At 69.4% G+C, this 23,552-nt stretch carries 22 protein-coding genes; 9 read left to right on the top strand and 13 right to left on the bottom strand.

Annotated features, from left to right (window positions below; genetic code table 11):
- Position 1: 1 nt before the first annotated feature.
- Genes WA967_RS11050 through WA967_RS11040 form a run of 3 tightly spaced genes read right to left on the bottom strand, consistent with a single transcriptional unit; the run spans position 2 to position 2,636 of the window.
- On the bottom strand, positions 2-823 hold the full coding sequence (locus WA967_RS11050) for an ABC transporter permease (RefSeq protein ID WP_424422383.1): 822 nt from the start codon (positions 821-823) through the stop codon (positions 2-4).
- Positions 820-1,698, bottom strand: coding sequence for an ABC transporter permease (locus tag WA967_RS11045; protein ID WP_424422380.1), 879 nt, complete (start codon positions 1,696-1,698; stop codon positions 820-822). The genes WA967_RS11050 and WA967_RS11045 overlap by 4 nt, the downstream gene beginning before the upstream one ends.
- Entirely contained in the window at positions 1,695-2,636 is a 942-nt protein-coding gene (locus tag WA967_RS11040) for an ABC transporter ATP-binding protein (protein WP_424422377.1), read from the bottom strand. Before WA967_RS11040 ends, WA967_RS11045 begins: the two co-directional genes overlap by 4 nt.
- A 111-nt stretch (positions 2,637-2,747) precedes the next feature.
- Here WA967_RS11040 and WA967_RS11035 point away from each other — a divergent pair, with 111 nt between their 5' ends.
- The gene (locus WA967_RS11035; protein ID WP_424422375.1) at positions 2,748-4,643 is read left to right on the top strand and encodes an ABC transporter ATP-binding protein; all 1,896 of its coding nucleotides are present in this window, start codon (positions 2,748-2,750) and stop codon (positions 4,641-4,643) included.
- A gap of 74 nt (positions 4,644-4,717) precedes the next feature.
- Here WA967_RS11035 and WA967_RS11030 read toward each other — a convergent pair whose 3' ends face one another.
- The 3 genes from WA967_RS11030 to WA967_RS11020 all read right to left on the bottom strand — a co-directional run bounded on the left by WA967_RS11030 (position 4,718) and on the right by WA967_RS11020 (position 7,639).
- A complete protein-coding gene (locus tag WA967_RS11030; protein ID WP_424422372.1) occupies positions 4,718-5,164 on the bottom strand; it encodes a hemerythrin domain-containing protein in 447 nt (148 codons plus the stop codon).
- Positions 5,164-5,607 carry an OsmC family peroxiredoxin gene (locus WA967_RS11025; RefSeq protein WP_424422369.1) on the bottom strand — a complete coding sequence of 148 codons (444 nt, stop codon included), beginning with the start codon at positions 5,605-5,607 and terminating at the stop codon, positions 5,164-5,166. Before WA967_RS11025 ends, WA967_RS11030 begins: the two co-directional genes overlap by 1 nt.
- A 163-nt stretch (positions 5,608-5,770) precedes the next feature.
- Complete coding sequence (locus WA967_RS11020) at positions 5,771-7,639, bottom strand: phosphoenolpyruvate carboxykinase (GTP) (RefSeq protein WP_424422366.1); 1,869 nt, start codon at positions 7,637-7,639, stop codon at positions 5,771-5,773.
- A 111-nt stretch (positions 7,640-7,750) separates the two neighbouring features.
- On the opposite strand from WA967_RS11020, the gene WA967_RS11015 reads away from it, so the two are divergent.
- Positions 7,751-9,193, top strand: coding sequence for a helix-turn-helix domain-containing protein (locus WA967_RS11015; protein ID WP_424422363.1), 1,443 nt, complete (start codon positions 7,751-7,753; stop codon positions 9,191-9,193).
- A gap of 41 nt (positions 9,194-9,234) precedes the next feature.
- Here WA967_RS11015 and WA967_RS11010 read toward each other — a convergent pair whose 3' ends face one another.
- The 3 genes from WA967_RS11010 to WA967_RS11000 form a co-directional block, all read right to left on the bottom strand.
- A complete protein-coding gene (locus WA967_RS11010; protein ID WP_424422360.1) occupies positions 9,235-10,014 on the bottom strand; it encodes a thioesterase family protein in 780 nt (259 codons plus the stop codon).
- 35 nt (positions 10,015-10,049) lie between these two features.
- Complete coding sequence (locus WA967_RS11005) at positions 10,050-11,096, bottom strand: winged helix DNA-binding domain-containing protein (protein ID WP_424422358.1); 1,047 nt, start codon at positions 11,094-11,096, stop codon at positions 10,050-10,052.
- A 151-nt stretch (positions 11,097-11,247) separates the two neighbouring features.
- Positions 11,248-12,912 carry an FAD-dependent monooxygenase gene (locus WA967_RS11000; protein WP_424422355.1) on the bottom strand — a complete coding sequence of 555 codons (1,665 nt, stop codon included), beginning with the start codon at positions 12,910-12,912 and terminating at the stop codon, positions 11,248-11,250.
- 284 nt (positions 12,913-13,196) lie between these two features.
- Here WA967_RS11000 and WA967_RS10995 point away from each other — a divergent pair, with 284 nt between their 5' ends.
- From WA967_RS10995 to WA967_RS10965, 7 genes are all read left to right on the top strand, one after another.
- Positions 13,197-14,666 (top strand): amidohydrolase family protein, encoded by a 1,470-nt coding sequence (locus WA967_RS10995; RefSeq protein ID WP_424422352.1) that lies wholly within the window; start codon positions 13,197-13,199, stop codon positions 14,664-14,666.
- A gap of 26 nt (positions 14,667-14,692) precedes the next feature.
- On the top strand, positions 14,693-15,229 hold the full coding sequence (locus WA967_RS10990) for a DoxX family protein (protein WP_424422350.1): 537 nt from the start codon (positions 14,693-14,695) through the stop codon (positions 15,227-15,229).
- 60 nt (positions 15,230-15,289) lie between these two features.
- Complete coding sequence (locus tag WA967_RS10985; RefSeq protein WP_424422347.1) at positions 15,290-16,153, top strand: hypothetical protein; 864 nt, start codon at positions 15,290-15,292, stop codon at positions 16,151-16,153.
- The gene (locus tag WA967_RS10980; protein ID WP_424422345.1) at positions 16,150-16,521 is read left to right on the top strand and encodes a hypothetical protein; all 372 of its coding nucleotides are present in this window, start codon (positions 16,150-16,152) and stop codon (positions 16,519-16,521) included. The genes WA967_RS10985 and WA967_RS10980 overlap by 4 nt, the downstream gene beginning before the upstream one ends.
- Before the next feature lie 60 nt (positions 16,522-16,581).
- Positions 16,582-17,856, top strand: a complete 1,275-nt coding sequence (locus tag WA967_RS10975) for a CaiB/BaiF CoA transferase family protein (protein WP_424422343.1) — start codon at positions 16,582-16,584, stop codon at positions 17,854-17,856.
- Entirely contained in the window at positions 17,853-18,650 is a 798-nt protein-coding gene (locus WA967_RS10970) for a citryl-CoA lyase (RefSeq protein WP_424422341.1), read from the top strand. Before WA967_RS10975 ends, WA967_RS10970 begins: the two co-directional genes overlap by 4 nt.
- An 86-nt stretch (positions 18,651-18,736) precedes the next feature.
- Complete coding sequence (locus WA967_RS10965; RefSeq protein WP_424422339.1) at positions 18,737-19,537, top strand: IclR family transcriptional regulator domain-containing protein; 801 nt, start codon at positions 18,737-18,739, stop codon at positions 19,535-19,537.
- Positions 19,538-19,579: 42 nt separating this feature from the next.
- Here WA967_RS10965 and WA967_RS10960 read toward each other — a convergent pair whose 3' ends face one another.
- The 4 genes from WA967_RS10960 to WA967_RS10945 form a co-directional block, all read right to left on the bottom strand.
- Positions 19,580-21,028: a glyceraldehyde-3-phosphate dehydrogenase gene (locus tag WA967_RS10960; RefSeq protein ID WP_424422337.1), complete on the bottom strand. Its 1,449-nt coding sequence runs from the start codon at positions 21,026-21,028 to the stop codon at positions 19,580-19,582.
- Positions 21,029-21,218: 190 nt separating this feature from the next.
- A complete protein-coding gene (gene rbsD, locus WA967_RS10955) occupies positions 21,219-21,602 on the bottom strand; it encodes a D-ribose pyranase (protein WP_424422334.1) in 384 nt (127 codons plus the stop codon).
- On the bottom strand, positions 21,599-22,585 hold the full coding sequence (locus WA967_RS10950) for a ribokinase (RefSeq protein ID WP_424422332.1): 987 nt from the start codon (positions 22,583-22,585) through the stop codon (positions 21,599-21,601). The genes rbsD and WA967_RS10950 overlap by 4 nt, the downstream gene beginning before the upstream one ends.
- Positions 22,582-23,529 carry a D-ribose ABC transporter substrate-binding protein gene (locus tag WA967_RS10945; RefSeq protein WP_424422330.1) on the bottom strand — a complete coding sequence of 316 codons (948 nt, stop codon included), beginning with the start codon at positions 23,527-23,529 and terminating at the stop codon, positions 22,582-22,584. The genes WA967_RS10950 and WA967_RS10945 overlap by 4 nt, the downstream gene beginning before the upstream one ends.
- Between the last annotated feature and the right edge of the window lie 23 nt (positions 23,530-23,552).

Here is a 23,552-nt window from a genome sequence, read left to right as displayed (position 1 = left end):
CTCAGCCCAGGAACAGCGCGCGCAGTCGGCGTGTGGTGAACAGCAGGCCGACCGCGATCATGACCACGTAGTAGAGCACGTGCCACAGCATCCCCGTGCTCAGCGCACCCGTCGTGAGTCCACGGATCAGCTCCACTCCGTGCCACAGCGGGAACGCCCTGACGATGGACTGCACCCACTCCGGGTAGACCGTGATCGGGTAGAACGTCGCCGAGAACAGGAACATCGGCATGAGCACGAACTGGATCCAGTCCATGTGCTGGAACGCCTTCATGTAGCTGGTGACCGCCATGCCGAAGCTGGCGAATCCGAACGCGATCAGCGCCACGGCCGGCAGCGCGAGGGCGGCCGTCCACGACAGGTTCAGACCCCAGATCTGCATGATGATCATGAAGCCCGTCGCGTACACGAGTCCGCGCAGCAGCGCGTAGAGGATCTCACCCAGCGCCACGTCGAGCGGGCCGAGCGAGGTGGCCAGCATGCCCTCGTAGAGCTTGCCGTAGTTGAGCTTGAAGAACACGTTCCAGGTGGAGTCGTAGATGGCGCCGTTCATGGCCGACACCGCCAGCAGCGCCGGCGCGATGAACGCGGCGTACGACACCGACGCGCCGGCCTCGGTCTGCACCTGCCCGATCAGCGCTCCGAGCCCGATGCCCATGGATGCCAGGTACAGCACCGGCTCGAAGAACCCGGACAGGATCACCACGAAGCTCGACGACCGGGCGGCGATCAGCCCGCGCAGCACCACGGCCCACGGGTTGCCGGCCCACAACGCCCGCACACCACCGGCGCGCACGCGCGGAGCATCCGTCGAAGTCGTCACTTCGCCAGCCTCCTCGCGAAGAAGTGCCGCGCGGCGATGTACCCGCCGACGGCGAACGCGACCAGCACGACCACGTGCACGGCGATCATGACAGCGCTGGTCTCGCGCGGGTACGACAGGTCGCGTCCCAGCTCCGTGGCGTGCCACAGCGGCGAGATCCAGCCGATCCACTGCAGCCACACCGGCAGCGTCTCGAGCGGGTAGAACGTGCCCGAGAACAGGAACATCGGCATGAACACGAACCGCTGCACCAGCGCGAACTGCCCGGTGTCCTCCTCCAGCGACGCGGCGTACGCCAGCAGCGGCGTGCCGAACGCGAGAGCCGCGAGGATGCCGACCAGGATCATCGTCCACGACACCGCAGGGTTGCCGACGGCGGGGAACAGAAGCAGGAACAGGTAGTACAGCGCGGCCGTCAGCACGACGCGGGCGGTGACGCCGATGACCTCTCCGGTGACGATCTGCCCGGAGGACAGCGGCGACGCGCTGAACCCGTAGAAGAACCGCCGCCACTTGAACCCGGCCATGATCGGATAGCTGAACTCCTCGGACGCCACCGTGATCGCGGCGGTCATCAGCAGCGCGGGCGCCACGAAGGTCACGTAGCCGACCTGCTGCGAGCCGTCCTGGATGGGCGCCTGGATGAGGGCCGCGAGGCCCAGCGCCAGACCCACCAGATACAGCACGGGCTGGCCGACGGCGCCGACGATGATGGTCCAGCCGTAGGCGCGCATGGCCCGCACGATGTGCTCGGCCACGTACCAGGCGCCCAGGCGCCGCGAACGACGGCCGGCGGCCAGCGCCTCGGCGCGCAGTTCGTCGAGGTCGGTCGCGGCGACGGGCGCATCCCCCGCCTGGCGAACTCCGTCGCTCATTCGATCAGCGACCTTCCGGTCAGCCGCAGGAACACATCCTCGAGGCTGGAGCGGCGCACCAGCGAGGTGCGCGGGCTCAGGTCACGGGCGACCACGGCATCCAGTGCGGCCTCGCCGTCCTGCGCGTACACGAGCACGCGATCGGGAAGCTCCTCCACGCGGTCCCCGATGCCCTGCATCCGTTCTGCCGCCTCGGCGTTGTGCGAGGAACCGAAGCGCACCTCGAGCACTTCCCGACTGGAGTGCTCGCGGATCAGCGACGCGGGCGTGCCCTCGGCCATGATGCGCCCCTTGTCGACGACGATGAGCCGGTCGCAGAGCTGCTCGGCCTCGTCCATGTAGTGCGTGGTGACCACCAGTGTCGTGCCCTGCTCCTTGAGTCGGAAGAGCCGATCCCACAGCACGTGCCGCGCCTGCGGGTCCAGCCCCGTGGTGGGCTCGTCCAGCAGCAGGATGCGCGGGTCGTTGATGAGTCCGCGGGCGATGGTGAGACGTCGTTTCATGCCGCCGGAGAGCTGCTCGACCTTGGAGGACGCCTTGTCCTCCAGCTGCGCGAACGCCAGCAGCTCCGCGGCCTTCTCCCGGCACGTCTTCGCCGGCAGCCCGAAGTAGCGGCCGTAGATGTACAGGTTCTCGCGCACGTTCAGCTCGCCGTCGAGGTTGTCCTGCTGCGGCACGACGCCCAGCCGGGAGCGGATCTCGGGCCCGTACTGGTCCGGATCCAGGCCCAGGATGCTGAGCTCGCCGCCGGTGCGCGCGGACACCGCCCCGATCATCTTCATGGTGGTGGACTTGCCGGCGCCGTTGGGGCCCAGCAGCCCGAAGGACTCCCCGGGCTCGACCTCGAAGCTCAGTGCGTCGACGGCGAGGAAATCGGGCTTGCCCTTGACGCGGTAGGCCTTGACGAGATCTCTGGCGGCGATGACAGGTGCGGACACTCGTTTCACGGTAGTGGATTCCTCCGCCGGGTGGGGAGAACCGCTGGATGGGGAGATGCATAGGAGACCCGGTGAGAATGGATCAGCCCCCGAATCCGAAGAAGGTTCCCCATGCCCCGTACGGCGACAGCACGCCGACGCGGGCGCGGCGCGCAGCAGGACGGTCCGCGCGCCACGTTCCGCCAGCTCCTCCCCTTCCTGTTCGAGCACAAGAAGGTGCTCGCGCTCGTCGCGGTGCTCAGCGTCGTGGGGGCTGCGGCCTCGCTCGCGCAGCCGCTGCTGGTGGGGCAGGTGATCTCGCAGGTGCAGAAGGGCCAGGCTCTGGGGGCACTGGTCTGGCTGCTCGTCGCCCTGGTGATCGTGGCCTCCGTCATCTCCGGCTACCAGCACTACCTGCTGCAGCGCACCGGTACGGCAGTCGTCTACTCCAGTCGCCGGCAGCTCATCGCCCGTATCCTGCACCTGCCCATCAGTGAGTTCGACGCGCGCCGCACCGGCGATCTCGTCTCGCGGGTCGGCACCGACACCACCCTGCTGTACGCCGTGCTCACGCAGGGCCTTGCGGATGCTGTCGGCGGCGCCATCCTGTTCGTCGGCGCCCTGATCGCCATGCTGATCATCGATCCGCTGCTCCTGCTGCTGATCGTGCTGGTGATCGGCGGATCTGTCGTCGCGGTCGTGCTGCTCTCGGGGCGCATCCGCACGGCATCCGCCGCACAGCAGCAGAAGGTGGGAGAGCTGGCCAGCGGCATCGAGCGGGGCATCTCCAGCATCCGCACCGTGCGCGCATCGGGCGCGACCGAGCGCGAGACGGATGCCGTCGACGGCCTGGCCGGAGAGGCCTACGGGCTGGGCGTGCGCATCGCGAAGATCTCGTCGATGGTGGTACCGGTGGCGGGCGTCGCCCTGCAGGTCTCGCTGCTGGTCGTCCTGGGCGTGGGCGGCTTCCGCGTGGCATCCGGGGCCCTCAGCATCGCCTCGCTGGTGACGTTCATCCTGTTCCTGTTCATGCTGGTCATGCCGCTCGGCCAGGCTTTCGGCGCCATCACGTCGGTCAACCAGGCGCTGGGCGCACTGGGCCGCATCCAGGAGATCCTCGACCTGCCCACCGAGACGCAGCACGACGAGGCGGATGCCGACCTCACCGCGGCCCCCGTCGTCGACTCCCCCGCCATCGAGTTCCGGGAGGTGCGATTCCGGTACCCGGATGCCGTGATCGCCGCCCGTGAGGCCGCAGCCCTCGAGGCGCAGACGCTGCTGGTGGACGCGCGCCTGGAGCACGCAGAATCCGATGCTCCCGGCGACCCGACGCCCGCGGAGGCGGACCGGGATGTTCTCAAAGGCGTCTCGTTCGCCGTGCCGCGCGGGTCGCGCGTGGCGCTGGTCGGCCCGTCGGGTGCGGGCAAGAGCACGATCCTGTCTCTCATCGAGCGGTTCTACGACCCCACCGCAGGGTCGATCCGACTGGCCGGGCACGACGTGCGCGCGTATCCGCGGCAGCGGCTGCGCGCCCAGTTCGGCTATGTCGAGCAGGACGCCCCGACGCTGGCCGGCACGCTCGCCGAGAACCTGCGGCTGGCGGCTCCGGATGCCACCGATGCCGACTGCGAGCGCGTGCTGCGCTCGGTGAACCTCGGCGACGTGCTCGAGCGCAGTCCCCTGGGGCTCGAGGCCCCGGTCGGAGAGGACGGCGTCATGCTCTCCGGCGGCGAGCGCCAGCGGCTGGCCATCGCCCGCGCCCTGCTCACCGAGGCTCCCGTCCTGCTGCTGGACGAGTCGACGTCGTCACTGGACGGCGTGAACGAGCAGCGCATGCGCGAGGCCATCGAGGCGGCTGCCGAGGACCGCACGCTGCTCGTCATCGCGCACCGGCTCTCGACCGTCGTCGACAGCGACATGATCGTCGTGCTGAAGGATGGCCGGGTGGTGGGCCAGGGGACGCACTCCGAGCTGGTCGAGACCACGCCCCTGTACCGCGACCTGGCGAGGCACCAGCTGCTGGTCTGAGCGTGGCCGCATAGCCGAGACCCCCTCGCCGCCGCGTCAACGGCGAGGGGGTCTCGACGGTTCGGTGACCGGAGTCAGGCCTGTTCGCAGACCCAGCCGTCCGGGTAGGTGCCATTGCGGAGGAAGTCGGCCAGCTCGGCCCGCACATCGTCATCCAGATCCGAATCGGAATGCGGATAGACGATGGGCTCCTCCTTCTTGTTGTGCTCGTCCAGGAGCACCAGCAGGTCACGGCACTTCGCGTCCGCATCGTCGCCTGCGGCGACAGCAGCATCCACGTCATCCATGGCACGCCACAGCTCGCCATGCTCGCGCAGCATGACGAAGATCGGCATCATCATGGTGGCCTTCAGCGGCGGGAAGAGGAACTCCTCCTCCAGGTAGATGTGCCGGCGCAGCGCGAGCATCGCGTCCTGCAGCGGCGCAGGGTTCGTGGCGTCGCCGAGGAAGTCCTCGATGCCGACGTCGATCGCGCGGTGCTCGGCGGTCAGCGCATCGGCCAGCGCCGTGCCCTCGGCCATCAGGCCTCCAGCTGAGCGTCGACCGTGATGGTCGCGCTCGCGAACAGGCGCGAGACCGGGCACAGCTTCGCAGCCTCATCGGCGATCGAGTCGAAGGTCGCGGCATCCACTCCGGGCACCGTGGCCCGCACGGTGATGGCGGAGGTGGTGATGGTGGGCACGCCGTCGACGGCGTCCAGCGTCACCTCGCTGGTGACGACCAGCTTGGTCGGCGGGGTCTTGTGCTCTCCGAGGGTCAGTGCGAGTGCCATCGAGAAGCAGGACGAGTGCGCGGCGGCCAGCAGCTCCTCGGGGCTGGACTTGCCGGCGGGCGCCTCGGTGCGCGATCCCCAGGTGACCGTCTGACCGTCGAGCGCACCGCTGCTGGTCGCCCCGAAAGTGCCGGTGCCGGTGGCCAGGGCGCCGTCCCAGGTGGTGGTGGCTGTGCGTGCTGCGATGCTCATGTCGCTCCGTTCTCGGTGGTCATCCACAGTCGTGGTATTTATCCACAATAAACCCTGTGGAAAATTCCTCCAATGCCCGCACATGACGCGATGGCGGGATGCCGGAGACCACTCAGCCGTGGGTCGTCGCCGGCATCCCGCCGTCGCGGGTCGGAGAGCGCGCTCAGTGCGCGGAGAGCCGGTAGCGCAGAGCCTCCAGCTCACTGCGCATGGCGGCGGGGAGCTTGCTGCCGAAGATCGAGAAGTACTCCTCGGTCGAGTCGGCCTCGGCCTTCCAGGCGTCCACATTCACCTCGAACAGCTCGTCGAGGTCGGCATCCGTGATCGTCAGGCCCTCGAGGTTGAGGTCCTCGCGACGCGGCAGGCGGCCGATCGGGCTGTCGATCGCGCCGACCTTGCCGTCGATGCGACGGATGATCCAGTCGATCACGCGGGAGTTGTCGCCGAACCCGGGCCACAGGAAGCGTCCGTCCGCGCCACGGCGGAACCAGTTGACCTGGAAGATGCGCGGAGCGCGGTCGAAGCGCAGCGCACGACCGACGTTCAGCCAGTGGCCGAAGTAGTCGCCCATGTTGTAGCCGCAGAACGGCAGCATGGCGAACGGATCACGACGCAGCTCGCCGACGGTCCCTTCGGCGGCGGCGGTGCGCTCGGACGAGATGGTCGCGCCGAGGAAGACGCCGTGCGTCCAGTCCGTGGCCTCGACGACCAGCGGGACATTGGTGGCGCGGCGGCCGCCGAACAGGATGACATCCAGCGGGACGCCCTCGGGCTTCTCCCAGTCCTCGGAGATCTGCGGGCACTGCGCAGCCGACACCGTGAAACGCGAGTTCGGGTGCGCGGCCGGACGACCGGAGTCCGGCGTCCACGGGTTGCCCTGCCAGTCGATGAGGTTGGCCGGCGGGGTGTCCGTCAGCCCCTCCCACCACACGTCCCCGTCGGGGCGGAGCGCCACGTTCGTGAAGATCGTGTTGCCCCACAGGGTCTCCACCGCGGTGACGTTGGTGGACTCGCCGGTGCCCGGCGCCACGCCGAAGAAGCCCGCCTCGGGGTTCATGGCGTACATGCGGCCGTCGTCACCCGGGCGGATCCAGACGATGTCGTCGCCGAGCGTCTCGACCTTCCAGCCGGGGATCGTCGGGCGCAGCATGGCAAGGTTGGTCTTGCCGCAGGCCGACGGGAACGCGGCCGCCACGTGGTACTGCTTGCCCTCGGGCGAGATCACGCGGATGAGCAGCATGTGCTCGGCCAGCCAGCCCTCGTCGCGGGCGATGACCGAGGCGATGCGCAGCGCGAAGCACTTCTTGGCCAGAATGGCGTTCCCGCCGTATCCCGAGCCGTAGGAGTAGACCTCGAGAGTCTCGGGGAAGTGCACGATGTACTTCTCGTCGTTGCACGGCCACTCGACGTCGTCCTGGCCCGGCTCGAGCGGGGCGCCGACCGAGTGCACGGTCTTGACCCACGGCGCGCCCTCGGCGATCTGCCGGGTGACCGCATCGCCGACGCGGGTCATGATGCTGACGGATGCCACAGCGTAGGCGCTGTCGGTGACCTGCACTCCGATGTGCGAGAGAGCACCTCCCACGGGGCCCATCGAGAAGGGGATGACGTACATGGTGCGACCGCGCATGGAGCCGGCGAAGACCTTGTCCATGGTGGCGTGCATCTGCACCGGGTCGGCCCAGTTGTTGGTGGGGCCGGCATCCTCCTCCTTCTCGGAGGCGATGAAGGTGCGCGCCTCGGTGCGGGCGACGTCACTGGGGTGCGAGCGAGCGAGGTAGGAACCCGGACGCCACTCGGGGTTGAGCTTGATGATCTTGCCCTCGTCGACCAGGCGGTGCATGATCGCGTCGTTCTCGGCGCGGGATCCGTCGATCCAGTGGATGTCGGCGGGCTGGGTGAGCGCGGCGATGCCGTCGACCCAGTCGCGCAGCTCCTTCATGGCCGGGGTGTCGTACGCGGGCACGTCTCCGAAGCTGCGAACGGGAGCGACGGGGGCGGTGCGGGGTGCGTACGTATCGGCCATAGCCATGTCTTCTCCTAATGAAGAGGGATGCAATACATCCATCTTCACGGTGGTTTGCGCATGCTTTCGGTCGATCCGCGCGGAAAGAACTGTTCTTCTTTCGGGTATGCTCAAGGAATGGCGACCACAGGACTCGAGCTCAGCACGCTCGGACATCGCATCCGGCATCACCGCACCAAGAAGGGCTACACCCTCGACGAGCTCGGCGCGCTGGTGGGCATCGCGGGTTCTCAACTGAGCCTGATCGAGAACGGCAAGCGCGAGCCGAAGCTGTCGCTGCTGCAGGCCATCGCCCAGGCGTGCAGCACGGATGTCGCCGATCTCATCTCCGGTGAGCCGCCGAACCACCGCGCAGCGCTGGAGATCGAACTGGATCGCGCTCAGGCCAGCCCGGTGTTCCGCCAGCTGGGCATCGCATCGATCCGCGCGTCCAAGAGCATGAGCGACGACACCCTCGAGGCGATCCTGGGCCTGCATCGCGAGCTGCACCGCCGCGAGCGCGAAGCCATCGCGACGCCCGAGGAGGCGCGTCGCGCCAACACCGAGCTGCGCCTGAGGATGCGGGAGAAGTCCAACTACCTGCCGGAGATCGAGGCGCTGGCCGAGAAGCAGCTCAAGGCCGCCGGACACACCTCGGGTGCGCTCACGCACCGCACCGTGAGCATCATGGCGTCCAAGCTCGGCTTCGAGCTGATCTACGTCGACGACCTGCCGTCGTCGACGCGCTCGATCACCGACCTGGACAACGGCCGCATCTACCTGCCGCCGGCTTCCATCCCGGGTGGACACGGCCTGCGCTCGATGGCGCTGCAGGCCATGGCGCACCGCCTGCTGGGGCACACCCGGCCGACCGACTATGCCGACTTCCTGCAGCAGCGCCTGGAGATCAACTACTTCGCGGCGTGCTGCCTGATCCCGGAGACCGCCGGCGTCGCATTCCTGCAACAGGCCAAGAAGGACCGCAACCTGGCCGTGGAGGACTTCCGCGACGCGTTCGGCGTGACGCACGAGGCCGCGGGGCTGCGCATGACGAACCTCATGACCCATCACCTGGACATGCGGCTGCACTTCCTGCGCGTCGACGAGAGCGGCGCCATCACCCGGGTGTACGAGAACGACGACCTCCCGCTGCCGATGGACGTCACCGGCGCCGTGGAAGGCCAGCCCGCATGCCGCAAGTTCTCAGCGCGCGCGGCCTTCGACCAGCGCAATCGCACCACCGAGCACTACCAGTACACCGACACGCCGTCCGGCACGTTCTGGTGCGCCACGCAGACCGGCTCGACCAGCGCCAGCGGCTTCTCGATCACCGTCGGCGTGCCGTTCGACGATGCCCGCTGGTGGCGCGGGCGCGAGACCGCGCACCGCGCGCAGTCGACCTGCCCCGACGAGAGCTGCTGTCGGCGTGCCTCGGCGGAAGTGTCGAAGCGCTGGGACGGCCGCGCCTGGCCGAGCGCCCGCGTGCACACGCACATGTTCTCACCGCTCCCCCGCGGCGCCTTCCCCGGCGTCGAGGAGAGCGAGGTGTACTCCTTCCTCGACCGGCACGCCGGCGAGTAGTCCGGCATCCGGCCCGGAGGCCGGACGGCCGGGTGGCAGGCTCAGCGCGGGCGGACGGTGAGCGTCTGGGACGACGTTCCGACGGCGCCCGCGGCGTCGCTGAGCACGGATTCGGTCAGGCCCACGCCGTCGGGGCCGAAGGAGACCGAGGTGTCCAGGCCGAACCATTCGCCCGCGGGCTCGCGGAAGATGCTGGCCGTGAGGTCGACGTTCGGGTAGAGCGCCTTCTCGGGCGACACGCGGGTGGCGATGCCGTTGGCGAAGTCGGCCATGCCCAGCATCCGCGCGCGCTGCGAGATCTCCTCGTCCTCCAGCAGCGGGTAGCGGGGGCGGATCCAGCATCGCGATCGGCCGGCGGCGATCACCTCGCGGCGCGCGTCGATGGAGCGGATGGCGCCACCGGGCCACACGTCGGCAGGAGACCACGCCGGCAGCGACTCGCGATCGGGCAACGACGGCAGCGGGATGCCGGCGATCGCCGCAGTGTCGCCCTGCTGCAGCATCCAGGCTCGCAGCGTGACGGCTGCCCGCCCGCTGTGGGTCAGCGTCGCCTCGACCAGCTCGATCGTGCGTCCGGACCGGACCACGCGCGGGGTCTGGATCTCGAAGGCGTCCATCGGGATCACGCCGAGGATGTCGAAGCTCGCGCGCGACAGCGCCAGCCGCGCATCCGGGCGCCGGACCGCATGATCGGCCTCGACCACGTGCGCGAGCAGCCCCAGCACGGGCGCGATGTGCTGCTCGGCCTCGTTCCACGCACCGCCCACATGCTCGGTGGGTTCGAAGGCGGTCTCGGACAGGCGGTGGAAGTAGCTCGGCACGCTCTCATTCTGCCGCGTGCCCGCGCCTGCGCCGTTCAGCCGATGAAGTCGGCGAAGCGGGCGAGAGCGGATGCCGCCGCCTCGGACGGCGGCTCGCCGGCGAACAGGTCAGGCGGCAGGTGCCGCGTGGCCTCCGCATGCGACCAGGTGCCGATCACGCGACCGTGATCCACGAGCATCGGCCGGACCATGCCGTTCCTCCCCGGGCCGACGACGACCTGTCGTTCGGGCGTGCAGGTCGTGCCGCGGTCTGCATAGGAGATGTAGTACTCATCGAACGCCGGCAGCGCGAACACCTCGGCGGCCTTCGGCGAGCGCCGGGGCGTGCTGAGCGCGACGAACAGACCATCCTCGATCTCCGCGACCCGCGGACGGGCGTGCTCAGCCGCCTCTCGCGCCATCCCGAGCGTCAGTCCGGACCACCAGGCGAAGTCGGCGACCCCGACGGGCCCGTGCCCGTCGACGTAGCGGACGAACAGTTCGGCGAGCGGATCGGACGGCGCCTCGGAGGCGCGCACCCAATCCTCGACGAGCATGAACCGCTGCTCGCGGGCGATGCCTCGAGGTCCGGACTCGAGCGGCCCCTGGCAGAGCTCCCCGGCGATCGTGAGCGCGAACAGCAGGTGGTAGCCGCGCTGCCCGCGCGGGTCGATGGCGGCCGCCTCCCACAGCGCGAATGCCTCGGCACGCGTGCATCCGCCGTCGCGCAGGGAGGGGCGAAGGGCGGCGGATGCCGCCGCCAGCATCCGCCCGTCGATCCCCAACTCGCGGTGCCGGCCGGCGGCCTGGCGGCGCTGTCGCTCCCCCGTGACGGACAGCACCCAGGCGAGGTCGCGTGCGGGGACGATGTGCAGCGTGCCGCGCATGGTCCACGCGCGCACCAGCTCCCCGCACGCGAATACCGCGTCGACGTCGGCGATCACCGGGGAGCCCTTGGTCCGGACGCCGAGCGCCCACCGCCCGGCCAGCAGGTCCTGGCTCTGCACGGCCAGCATGTGCCGCGCGGCGTCCGTCACCGTCGCCGCGGGCGCGGTGAGCCGGTGCGAGCGCAGCCGGCGGTCCAGCATCGGCCGCGGAGTCATCCTTCTATCATGCCGCCGGCCGCCGACATCGCTTCGACAGGCCCGCCCCAGACACCGGGTATCCGAGAACGCCCCGACCACGCGCCGACAGGCTCAGCGACCCGTCTCCCGGGTCTCTGAGCCTGTCAAGGGGTCGCGCCCAGCGCAGAGGTCAGGCCATCGCCGCCGATGGGGCCGCCAGGACCTCGTCCAGCGCCTCGCGCAGTCGCCGTGCAGCGTCCTCGCCGCCCACGCCGCGCCACGCCAGCACACCGTCGGGGCGCACCAGCAGCGCACCGGCCGCATCCAAGCCCAGCGCGTCGCGCACCGCTGCGTCCGGGGCGGACACCTCTGCGGCTTCGCCGATCGTGTACGCCGACAGCGGCACACCTTCGTCGGCGAGCTGCTGCGCAGCATGCGCCCAGCCGTCGCCATCGGCGCCGACGAGCAGCGAGAGCGTTCCCGTGAACAGATCGTGCGTCGAGAGCGCCACCCCGCCGACCGTGACCGGCACGTGCGGAATGCGCGCTCCGACGGGAACGCGCGGCGCGCGCGGATCGCGGGTATCGGCCTCGTCTCCATCGCCGTAGAGCGCCGCAGACCCCGACAGCGCCGTCGACCTGTACACCGCCCCCAGCTCGATGTCCTCCGCCGGGCGCGGTGCGGCGAGGGCTCTGGTGTCCTGCGTGGAGCGCTCGGCATAACGACCGGCGTAGATGGCGTACGCCTGTTCCACGGTCATCAGGGCCGCAGGACGACGCTCCTGATCGTAGCTGTCCAGCAGTCCGGGGCCGGCGTGGCCGTTCACGACGGCCGCCAGCTTCCACGCGAGGTTGTGGGCGTCGGCGACGCCGGTGTTCCCTCCCCAGCCGCCGGTGGGCGGCATCGTGTGCGCACTGTCGCCTGCCAGGAACACGCGGCCTCGGGAGAAGGCAGACGCGCAGCCGGCCGAGGCCTCCCAGTGCTGGATGCTGTCGATGCGAACGGGCGTGTCAGCATCGCAGCCGAGGGCCATGCGCACCCAGGCGACGGCCTGGTCCTCGGTGACATCGGCCCCGAGGTCGGCTTTGCCACCGGTGATGGGGTCGGTGACGGAGAAGATCGAGAGGAACCCGGACTGCCGGTCGAACGAGAAGCGGAAGAAGCCGAGCAGCTCGGGGTGCAGCACGTAGATGACGCTGAGGTTGCGGTCGCCGATCATCTCCGTCATGTCGGCGCCGAAGTAGATGGTCACGCAGTCCGCGCTGCCGTGGCCGGGCATGTCGATGCCCAGGTCCGCGCGGATCGCGCTGTGCGCACCGTCCGCGGCGACGACGTACTGGGAGCGGATGACCCGCTCCTCACCGCTGTCGCGGTCGCGGATGCGTGTGGTGACGCCCGACCCGTCCTGCTGAAGACCGATCACCTCGGTGCCGAACAGATGAGTGGCGCCCTGCTCCTGGGCGGCATCGCGCAGGAGCGGCTCCAAGCCCACCTGCGTGATGAACAGTCGAGGAGTGATGCTCAGGTCTTCCACACCCTCGTTCCACGAGCGGTAGAAGTACTGCAGCTCCGCCCCGCACAGGCTCTCCACGGCCACGATCGCGCCGTTCTGCACGAACTCGCCGGCGGCGGCCTCCTCCACGATCTCCTGCACGCCGGCGTGCCGGAAGACCTCCATGGTGCGCTGGTGGAACGACGCCGCCCGCGGATGGATGGCGGTTCCGCGATGCTTCTCCACGACGGTGTTCGCGACGCCGTAGCGGGCCAGCAGCAGCGAGGTGGTCAGCCCCACAAGGCTGCCGCCGACGATGAGCACCGGGGTGTGCTCGGTCTCGGATGGGGTGTGTTCGGCCATGTCAACTCCGTTGTTCACTCGACAGGGGGATTCCCGCGCGATGTCCGCTCTTCGGACAGTCGGCCGCTGGAATCGAATGGGCTCAGTATCCGCCCCACCCCACACGCTGTCAACCCTCATCGGCACGCGACGATCCCACTTTTCGCCCCCATTCACCGATGAGAACAAGGTCTTGACGACGACCGTCGGCGCTCGTACGATCAAAGTGTCCGCGGATCGGACGCTTGTACGTTCCGAATCGAATGCCCTGTGCGGACGCAACTCAATGGAGAGTGAGGATCATCGTGGAACCCAACCCAGCGCCCGCCGAGCACGTCCTTTCCGGCAGGCCCCTCGTATTCCGGCACGCCACTGTGCTGACCATGGATGACGCGGGCGTCATCCATGACGGCGACGTGCTCGTCATCGGCGAGCGCATCGCCGCCGTCGGCCGGCACGTCATCGCGCCCGACGACGCCGTCGAGATCGACGCCAGCGGCGGCATCCTCATGCCGGGCATGGTGGACTCGCACCGGCACATGTGGCAGACCGCGATGCGCGGCTATGGCGGAGACTGGACCATCAGCCAATACTTCACGTTCTACTACCTCGGACATGGCAAGCTCTTCCGCCCCGAGGACGTCTACGCCGGCAACCTGCTCAGCGCCATCGAGGCCATCGACAGCGGCGTGACCACGACGCTCGACTGGTCGCACGGGCTGCAGACCGTCGACCACGGCGAGGCCGCCCTGCAGGCGCTGAAGGATGTGCCCGGACGCTTCGTGCTCGGCTACGGCAACCTGCTGGGCGCCCCCTGGGAGTGGTCGGCCGCCCCCGAGTTCCGCCGCTTCGTCAGCTCGCACTTCGCAGCCAGGGACGACATGATGGGCCTGCAGCTGGCGTTCGACGTCACCGGGCAGCCCGGGTTCCCCGAACAGGGCGCGTTCGAATCCGCGCGCGAGCTCGATCTGGCCGTCACCACCCACGCCGGCGTGTGGGGAGCGACCACCGACGACGGCATCATGCAGATGGCCGAGGGCGGGTACATGACGCCGCGCGTCACCTACGTGCACTCGGCCTCGCTGTCGCAGGACTCGTACCAGCGCATCGCCGCATCCGGCGGTAACGCCTCGGTATCGGCGGAGAGCGAGGACAGTGCCGGCCAGGGGTATCCCAGCACGCACGAGCTGCGCCGCCACGGCATCCCCATCTCGCTGTCGATGGACACCAGCGTCTGGTGGAGCGCCGACATGTTCTCAGCCATGCGCGCCACCGTCAACGCCGACCGGGCCCGCGGGCACGCCGACGCGCACGCACGCAACGAGACGGTCGTCAACAACGACATCCGCGCCGAGGATGCTGTGCGCTACGCGACCATGGGCGGGGCGCACGCCCTCGAGCTGGACGACGTCATCGGCTCGCTGACGGTCGGCAAGAAGGCCGACATCGTGCTGCTGAAGAACGACGACTCCCCCACCATGACACCGATCCTGAACCCGTTCACGCACGTCGTGTTCCAGGCCGGTCGCGGCGACGTGCACACGGTCGTGGTCAACGGCGCCGTCGTGAAGTACCAGGGCAGGCGGCTGGCCGGCGATCTGCGCCGCGCGTCCGACGCCGTGGCTGCAACAGTGGAGCACCTGCGTGCCGCGATGGGCGAGGACGCATGGCAGCAGGGCATGACGCCCGAGCTGCCGGCAGCCGAACTCATCCCGAACCCGTACACGTACACCGAGTGGGACGGCGGCACCCGCCTCGTGCGGGCCGAGGGCTGACCACCCCGCCGGAAGGGAGCATCACCATGGATCTCGGCATCCTCGTCCTGCGCATCATCCTCGTCGCGCTGCTGTGGGGCCACGCCACGCAGAAGCTGTTCGGCTGGTTCCACGGGCAGGGCATCGGCGCCACCGCGCAGCTGTTCGAGCGGTGGGGACTGCGCCCCGGCCGGCCGTTCGTGATCCTGTCCGGAACGGCGGAGATCCTTGGTGGTGCACTGCTGCTGGCCGGCTTCCTCACCCCCGCGGGCGCGACCATCATCGTCGGCTCGATGACGGTGGCCGTCGCGTACAACTGGGCCCACGGACTGTGGGCCCACCGCGGCGGCTACGAGGTCGCCCTCGTCTACGGGCTGCTCGCGATCGTCGTGTGCCTGACCGGCCCCGGCGCGTACTCGTTGGACGCATCGCTGGGACTCGACGCACTGAGTGGCCCCACCTGGGCGGCGGCCGCCGCCGCCGCCGGCGCGGCCGGCGCGACGGTGCCCATCCTGCTGCGCGGGCGCACCGTGGGTCGCGACGCCCCCGGTGGCGATCTGTCACGGGACGCCGCAGGCACCTGATCCCGCAACTGCTCCGGCATCCGTCCCCTCCTTCATCCGCTGACAAAGGAAAGCATCACCATGGCCACACTCGCCGCCGTGCTGGCGACCACCCACCACCCGTTCTATCTGAAGCTCACCCACCTGGATCCTCCCGAGAATCGCATCCCGCAGGCGGCGGAATGGGTTCGCAAGGTCGAGGCGTACCGCGAGACCCTCACCGCCGCGAAGCCCGACCTGCTGGTGATGGTCGGCGCCGACCACTTCCACCAGTTCTTCCTCGACAACTACCCGCAGTTCCTCATCGGCAAGGCGCCCGTCTACGACGCCACCTACTACAACGAGCAGCGCGAGTTCAGCCTGCCCACCTTCCGGCTGCAAGGCCACGAGGAGCTCTCCCAGTACATGCTGGAGGGGCTGATCGACCGCGGCTTCGACATGGCCGTGAGCAACGAGCTCAAGCTCGACCATTCGATCATCTGCCCGATCATCACGACCCGTCCCGACGCCGACCTGCCGGTCGTGCCGATCTACACGAACATCTTCGTGCCGCCGTTCCCCACCCCGCGCAGGTTCTGGGATCTGGGCAGAGCCATCCGCGAGATCATCGACGAGTTCCCCGCCGACGTGCGGGTGGCGGCGATCGGCAGCGGGCACCTCTCCCTGGAGCTCGGCGGACCCCGCCAGTTCGAGGATCACGGCCCCGACCCCGATTTCGACAAGCGCGCCATCGGCTGGCTGGCGGACGGCGACATCGACTCGCTGCTGGCGAACGTCACCCGCGAGAACCTGGGCACCTTCGGCAACGCCACGCACGGTTTCCTGGACCTGGTCACGATGTTCGGCATCGCCGGTCCCATCAAGGCCGCCTACGCCGATGACCTCGACCTGTTTCACACCCGCGAGGCCTACATCACCTGGTATCCGGAAGGAGCGGACAGATGAGCAAGTACTACGTCGACAAGTTCCTGTACACCACCGACAGGGACCCCGAGCTGATGGCTCGCTACAAGAGCGAGCCCGCCGACTACCTGGACTGGTGGGAGCAGCACCTGGGCAGGAGGCTGGGCGACAGCGACGCCGAGACCACCAGCTGGCTCCGCTTCACCGATGTCGAGCGCACGGCGCTGATCGAGCACGACTACGTGACGCTGTTCGAGCTCGGCGCGCACTTCTTCCTGTCGCTGACCATCTACATCGGCCTGTACAACGACGACTACGAGGCGCGGTCGGGGCCGCTGTCGTTCCAGCGCGAGTACGCCGCCAAGCTGCAGTCGTGGCGGGGCAGGCCGTACCCGTCGGTGATCTGTTGACCCCCGACGACTACAGCTGGACAGCGCGCGGATCCGCGCGAAGAGGATGAGGAGGATGCCGTGATCGACACAGCGACGGGCACCATGATCGATGCCACCACCACGGATGAGGCGGCCGACACCGCGCTGAGGATGCTGCGCCCGGCCTCGACCGGGCCGCTGGCGGGCGTCGTCGTCGCCGACTTCTCCCGCATCCTGGCCGGACCGTACTGCACGATGCTGCTGGCCGATCTGGGCGCCACGGTCATCAAGGTGGAGAGCCCCGCGGGCGACGACACGCGCACGTGGAGTCCCCCCGCTCGTGGCGAGGAGGCCACGTACTACCTGGCGATCAACCGCAACAAGAGCTCGATCGCGTTGAATCTGAAGAACCCGGACGACCGCGCCACGGCGCTGCGCATCGTGTCGCACGCCGACGTGTTCATCGAGAACTTCCGCCCCGGCGCGCTGGCGCGGTTCGGACTGGACTACGACACGCTCAGTGCCGTCAACCCCGCCCTCGTGTACTGCTCGATCAGCGGCTTCGGCACGAAGGCCGGCGCGGCGCTCCCCGGGTACGACCTGCTCGTGCAGGCCCTGTCGGGCCTGATGAGCATGACCGGCTCTCCCGACGGTCCGCCGTACCGTGCCGGTATCTCCGTGTTCGACGTGGTGACCGGCCTGCACTCCGCGCTCGGCATCCTCGCCGCGCTGCACCATCGGCAGGCGGGAGGCGGCGGCCAGCACGTGGAGACCAACCTCATGTCGTCGGCGCTCTCGGGGCTCGTGAACCAGACCTCGGCATACGTGGCGGGCGGATTCGTGCCGCAGCGGATGGGCAACGCGCACCTGAGCCTGTTCCCCTACGAGCCGATGCCGACCGCAGAAGGCGACCTCATCGTCGTGGCGGGCAACAACGGCCAGTTCGTCACACTGTGCCGCGCGCTGGACCTGCCCGAGCTCGCCACCGACCCGCGCTACGCCACCCCGGCGGATCGCAACGGCCGCAGAGAGGAGCTGCGGCCGATCCTGGAGGAACGGCTCAGCCGCCACAGCGCCGCGGAGTGGTTCGACATCCTCACGGAGGCAGGTATCCCCTGCGCCCCCATCCAGGATGTCGCCGCCGGAGTGGCACTGGCCGAGCGCCTCGGCCTCGAGCCGGTCGTGCACGCCGGCGCGGACGGCGACAGCATCCCCACCATCCGCAACCCCATCACCTTCTCGGCCACTCCGCCGACCTACGACCTGCGCCCGCCGCGCCTGGACGGCGACCGCGACGCGGTGCTGGCCTGGCTGGGCCGGGCCGACGCGGCCCGGCGCGACCCCGACCCCTCCGACGAATTGGACCTGTCATGACCACCACGCCCGACCTCGTGTTCCCCACTTCCATCGGCACCTCCACGCCGACCTCGATGAGCCTGCTGGGCCACGACATGGCCACCGAGATGCTGGGTCATGTGGGCTTCGGAGAGCTGTGCCTGTGGCTCGCCACCGGCACGCGCCCCGACGAGGGCCAGGTGCGGGTGTTCGAAGCGGTGATGGTGGGGCTCGCGGACCACGGCCTGACACCCATCGCCATCGCCTCGCGGATGACCTACTACAGCGCACCCGACTCCATCCAGGGAGCGCTGGCGGCGGGGCTCCTCGGCGGCGGCTCGCGGTACCTGGGCGTCACGGAGGACACCGGCCGGTTCCTCCGCGACGCGCTGGATGCGGCCCCGAGCGCACCGGTCACCGCCGCGGACTTCGACGCGCTGGCGCTGGCGGCCGTCACGCGCGCTCGCGCCGCGCACGCCCTGGTGCCGGGGCTGGGCCACCCCGTGCACAAGGCAGGTGACCCCCGCACGCCGGTCATCATCCAGATCGCCAAGGATGCCGGCGAGTACGGCCCCTATCTGCAGGCGTTCGAGGCGATCGGACGCGTGCACTCGCAGGTGCTGGGACGCACGCTGCCGCTGAACGGTGCGGGAGTGTGCGGGGCGGCCCTGGCCGACATCGGCGTGCCCGTAGAATTGCTGCGCGGCGCCGTTCTCATCGCACGGTGCGCGGGGCTGCTCGGCCACCTCCGCGAGGAGATGATCCGTCCGCTCGCGGAATCGATCTACATGACCGTGGACCGGCACGCCGAGTACCGCGGCGACGACGCCTGAGCATGTTCGGCGAGTAGCGTTCGTACACGCGGCCGGGTGCGAGGAGACCACCTGCACGACCGGGTGACACAGGAGGGGGCACGGCGATGCGCCGAGACAGCAATGCGGACTTCATCGAGTCGATCGCGCGGGGGATCGACGTCATCCGCAGTTTCGATGCCGCCACTCCGCTGCTGAGCCTGAGCCAGGTCGCCGAACGCGCGGCGCTGCCCCGTCCGACGGCCCGGCGCATCCTCACCACTCTCGAGGTGCTGGGCTATGCGAGGAAGATCGACGACAGGTTCACCCTCACGCCACGTGTGCTGGATCTGGGGATGGCGTACATCGGGTCGCTGGACATCTGGCAGCTCGTGCGTCCGCATCTCGTCGATCTGGTCGCCAAGACCAAGGAGTCCTGCTCGGTCGCGCAGCTGGACGGCTCGGACATCGTCTACGTGTCGCGGGTGGCCGTTCCCAAGCTCGTGACCCTGTCGGTGACGATCGGCACGCGTTTCCCCGCCATCGCGACGTCATTGGGAAAGGTGCTGCTGGCGCAGATGGAGCCCGAAGAGCTGGATGACGTGCTCGCGATTCCCAGCCGCTGCCCGGTGAGCCCGCGGTGGCACCCCGACCGCCGCGAGATCGACGCGGTGCTGCGGGAGGTGCGCGAACGCCGCTGGGCTGTGACAGACGAGGAGCTGGCACTGGGCATCCGCTCCATCGCCGCGCCCATCACCGACGGCGACGGACGCACGGTGGCGGCCGTCAACGTCAACGCGAGCAGCGTCGAGACGCCGCTCGCCACGCTCGTCGAGCACCATCTGCCCCTGCTGCAGCACACGGCTGGCGCGATCAGCGAGGACTGGGTGCGCTACCACGCCCGGCCGCTGCAGACCGTGCGGGCCTGACGTGCGGCCGGCGATCCTGCGAACGCCGGCCGCAGCATCCGCTCACGCGTGCAGCGTGACCTCGAGGCGCTCCGGCAGCACCACGGGGTGGGTGCCTGCCATGTCCTCGAGCACGCGCACCACCTGGCAGGAGTAGCCGTACTCGTTGTCGTACCAGACGTACAGCACCACGTCGTGGTCATTCGCCACGGTGGCCAGGCCGTCGACGATGCCCGCGCGGTGCGAGCCGACGAAGTCGCTGGAGACGACCTCGGGGCTCTCCACGTAGTCGATCTGCTGACGCAGCTTGGAGTGCAGCGAGGCGCGACGCAGGTAGTCGTTGAGCTCCGGCTTGGTGGCCGGGTTCTGCAGTGTCAGGTGCAGCACCGCCAGCGACACGTCGGGCGTGGGCACGCGGATGGCGGAGCCGGTGAGCTTTCCCGCCAGTTCGGGCAGTGCACGGGCCACGGCCTTGGCCGCACCGGTCTCGGTGATGACCATGTTCAGCACGGCGGAGCGGCCGCGCCGGTCGCCCTTGTGGAAGTTGTCGATGAGGTTCTGGTCGTTGGTGAACGAGTGCACGGTCTCGACGTGCCCCCGCACGATGCCGTACGCCTCGTGCATGGCCGCCAGCACCGGGGTGATGGCGTTGGTGGTGCAGGATGCTGCGGACAGGATGCGGTCGGTCGGCTCGATGATCGAGTCGTTGATGCCGTGCACGATGTTCTTCAGCTCGCCCTTGCCGGGCGCGGTCAGCAGCACACGGGCGACGCCGGTGGACTGCAGGTGACGGCTGAGGCCCTGCGCGTCGCGCCAGCGGCCGGTGTTGTCGACGACGATGGCGTCGTGGATTCCGTAGGCGGTGTAGTCGATGGTGCCCGGGTCATCCGAGTAGATCAGCTGGATGCGCGTGCCGTTGGCGATGATCTGATTGCGCTCCTCATCGACGTCGACGGTGCCCTCGAAACGGCCGTGCACGGAGTCGCGCAGCAGCAGCGAGGCGCGCTTGACGAGGTCGTTCTCCGAGCCGCGGCGCACGACGATGCCGCGCAGGCGCAGGCCGCTGCCGCCGCCCTTGTGGGCGATGAGGATGCGGGCCAGCAGCCGGCCGATGCGGCCGAAGCCGTACAGCACCACGTCGACGGGCTCGGCGAGCTCGGCGCCCAGTGCCGGAGCCAGCTCGTCGCGCAGGTAGTCGTCGAGATCCTTGCCGCTGGCTGCGTGCCCCTCGACCAGGCGCGCCACATCCAGCGACGAGGCGCCGGGACCGAGCGCGCACAGCGCCTCGAGCACGGCCAGGGTGTCGGTCAGTGCGAGCTGCTTGTGCCCCAGCTGCGCGACCCGCTCGTGCACCTCCAGGATGCCGGTGGTGGAGAGCCCCAGCAGCCGGTGGCCGTGCAGCGACGTGACCACGTCGTGCCTGCGGTTCAAGCGGCCGATCAGCGGGATCATCCGCTCTGCGAGCTCTTCGTTGATGTGCCAGTCATCGTGGGGTGTCACGACGTGTTCCATGTGCGTCCTTGCGAGCGTGTTTCAGCACCGTCGTTTCACGATGCGGAGGTGAGAGGCGGATTCGCCGTGACCAGGCTAGCCTCTTCTGCCGCATGAACCCGCGGTTTTCGGGGCGCAAGATCGCCCCGAGTATGAACCTGCCGTATAGAACGACGATTCTTAACCACGGTCGTGCGCCGCACGGCCGCGATCAGAACGGAACGCCGCAGCGCAGCAGCACGTTCGAGAACGCCGTCGCCTCGCCGGTGCGCACCACGAGCTTCGCCTGTGCAGTGAGCTTCTTGAGCTCGCCGTGCGGCACGTAGACGGCATCGGGGAAGCGCTCCGCGATCATCCCGCCCACCGCCGTATCACTGGCCTCGATGGCTGCCGTGCAGCCGTCGAAGACGCACTCCTCGCGGAGGGCGTCGAGCACGTCGACGAACCTCGGGATGCCGAACACCAGCGCCAGGTCGACGACGGCGACTCCGGCCGGGATCGGCAGCCCGCTGTCGGCGACCATGACCGTGTCGGTGTGCCCGAGCCGACACAGCTCCGCCGCCAGGCGCGAGTTGATGATCCCGCCGCGCTTCATGCGGCATCCCCCTCGTCCTCGGCCACGACAGGCAGTTCATCGCCCGCCCACGGGTAGGAGGGCTGGGTTCCGGCGGATCGCACCGCGAAGGCGCCGACGCGCCCCGCGAACCGGGCAGCCGTGCGCAGGTCGTCGCCGTCGGCCAGACGCGCCGCCAGCGCGCCGACGAACGCGTCGCCGGCTCCCGAGGTGTCCACGGCGTCCACGCGCGGCGACGGAATGGCCGTCACGCCGTCGGCGTCGGCGCACACGGCGCCGCGTTCGCCGCGCGTGAGCACCACCGAGCGCACCCCGTGCTCGCGCAGCCGGGCCGCGATGCTCGCGTCATCGGCATCCGAACCCGCCTCACCCGTCAGCTGCGACAGCAGCAGCCGGGCCTCGTGCTCATTGACCACGAGCGGATCGGCCGCCTGCAGCAGGCCGGCGGGGACATCGATCACGGGGGCCAGATTGAGCAGCACGCGACCGGTCGCCAGTTCCGCCGCCCGCGAGGAGGCTGCCACGGGGATCTCGCCCTGCAGCACGACCACCGCCGCCGGCGCGATCGAGCCGGAGTGCTCCGAGACGAGAGCATCGTCGACGCGCTGATTGGCTCCGGGGATCACGATGATCGTGTTCTCCCCGCCGTCATCGACCGTGATCCGCGCGATGCCCGTGGGCCCCTCGACACGCACGACGTCGGCCAGGTCGACATCAGCGCCGGTCAGCAGGCTCAGCGCGGTCTCCGCGCGGCCGTCACCGCCCACCGCGCCGATCATCCGCACGCTCGCCCCCAGCCGTGCCGCAGCGACGGCCTGGTTCGCGCCCTTGCCGCCGGGGGCGACGGCGGACGAGGTCGCCAGCAGCGTCTCCCCCGGCAGCGGATGCCGCTGCACGACGACGATCTCGTCGACGTTGATGGATCCGACGACGCAGACGCCTCCGGCCGTCGTGCCGGAGGGGGTTCCCTCCGGCACGACGTCGTCCAGTCGATCGGATGTCACTGGAGGAACTCGTCCACGTTCTTCGAGGTCACCGAGACGACCTTCACGGGAACGGTGGCGTCCACCTTCTGGCCCTTGAGCGCCTTGACGGCCTGGTCGACGGCGAGCTTGCCCAGCTCACCGGGCTGCTGGGCGATGGTGCCCACCATGGTGCCGGCCTTGATGGCCTTCAGCCCGTCGTCGGTGCCGTCGAAGGCGACGACCTTGACGTCGGTTCCGGCACGGCTGCCGAGCGCCTGGATCGCACCGAGCGCCATCTCGTCGTTCTCCGCGAAGATGCCGACGATGTCGGGGTGGGCCTGCAGCAGGTTCGTGGTGACGTTCAGCGCCGTGGCACGGTCGAAGTTGGCCGTCTGGCTCGCCGCGACGGTGATGTCGGGGAACGCCTTCAGGCCCTCGGTGAAGCCCTGCCCGCGGTCACGACTGGCGGAGGTTCCCGCCACTCCCTGCAGCACGAGGATGCTGCCCTTCTTGCTGATGGCCTCGGCCAGCAGCTGCGCAGCCTGCGTGCCTCCGGCGACGTTGTCGCTGGCGATGAACGAGGCGAGCTTGGCGTCGTTGACGGTGCGGTCCACGGCCACCACCGGGATGTCGGCCTTGTTCAGTGCCGAGACGGCAGAGCCGGCGGCATCCGAGTCGACGGCGTTGACGATGACGGCCTTCGAGCCGTTGGTGGCGGCAGTCGCCAGCTGGTTGGCCTGGGTCGCGGAGTCGTTCTGCGCGTCGAGGATGTCCAGTTGCACGCCGAGCTTGTCGGCCTCGGCCTTGGCGCCGTCGCGCACCTCGACGAAGAACGGGTTGTTCAGGGTCGACAGCGACAGGGTGATCTTCTGGCCGGATGCCGCACCGCCGTCGGCGGCGGGGCCGCGGTTGCAGGCCGCCAGGCCCACCACGAGCAGAGCCGTGGTGAGGCCGGCGAGCGTGATCTTGGTCACGGAATTCATGTGCACTCCTTCATTGAGTGTTC

The sequence above is a fragment of the Microbacterium sp. genome, from assembly GCF_049650565.1.
Classification (GTDB): Bacteria; Actinomycetota; Actinomycetes; order Actinomycetales; family Microbacteriaceae; genus Microbacterium.
The sequence above is the reverse complement of the archived record's forward strand: the minus strand, read 5'-3'. Positions and strand labels throughout refer to the sequence as shown.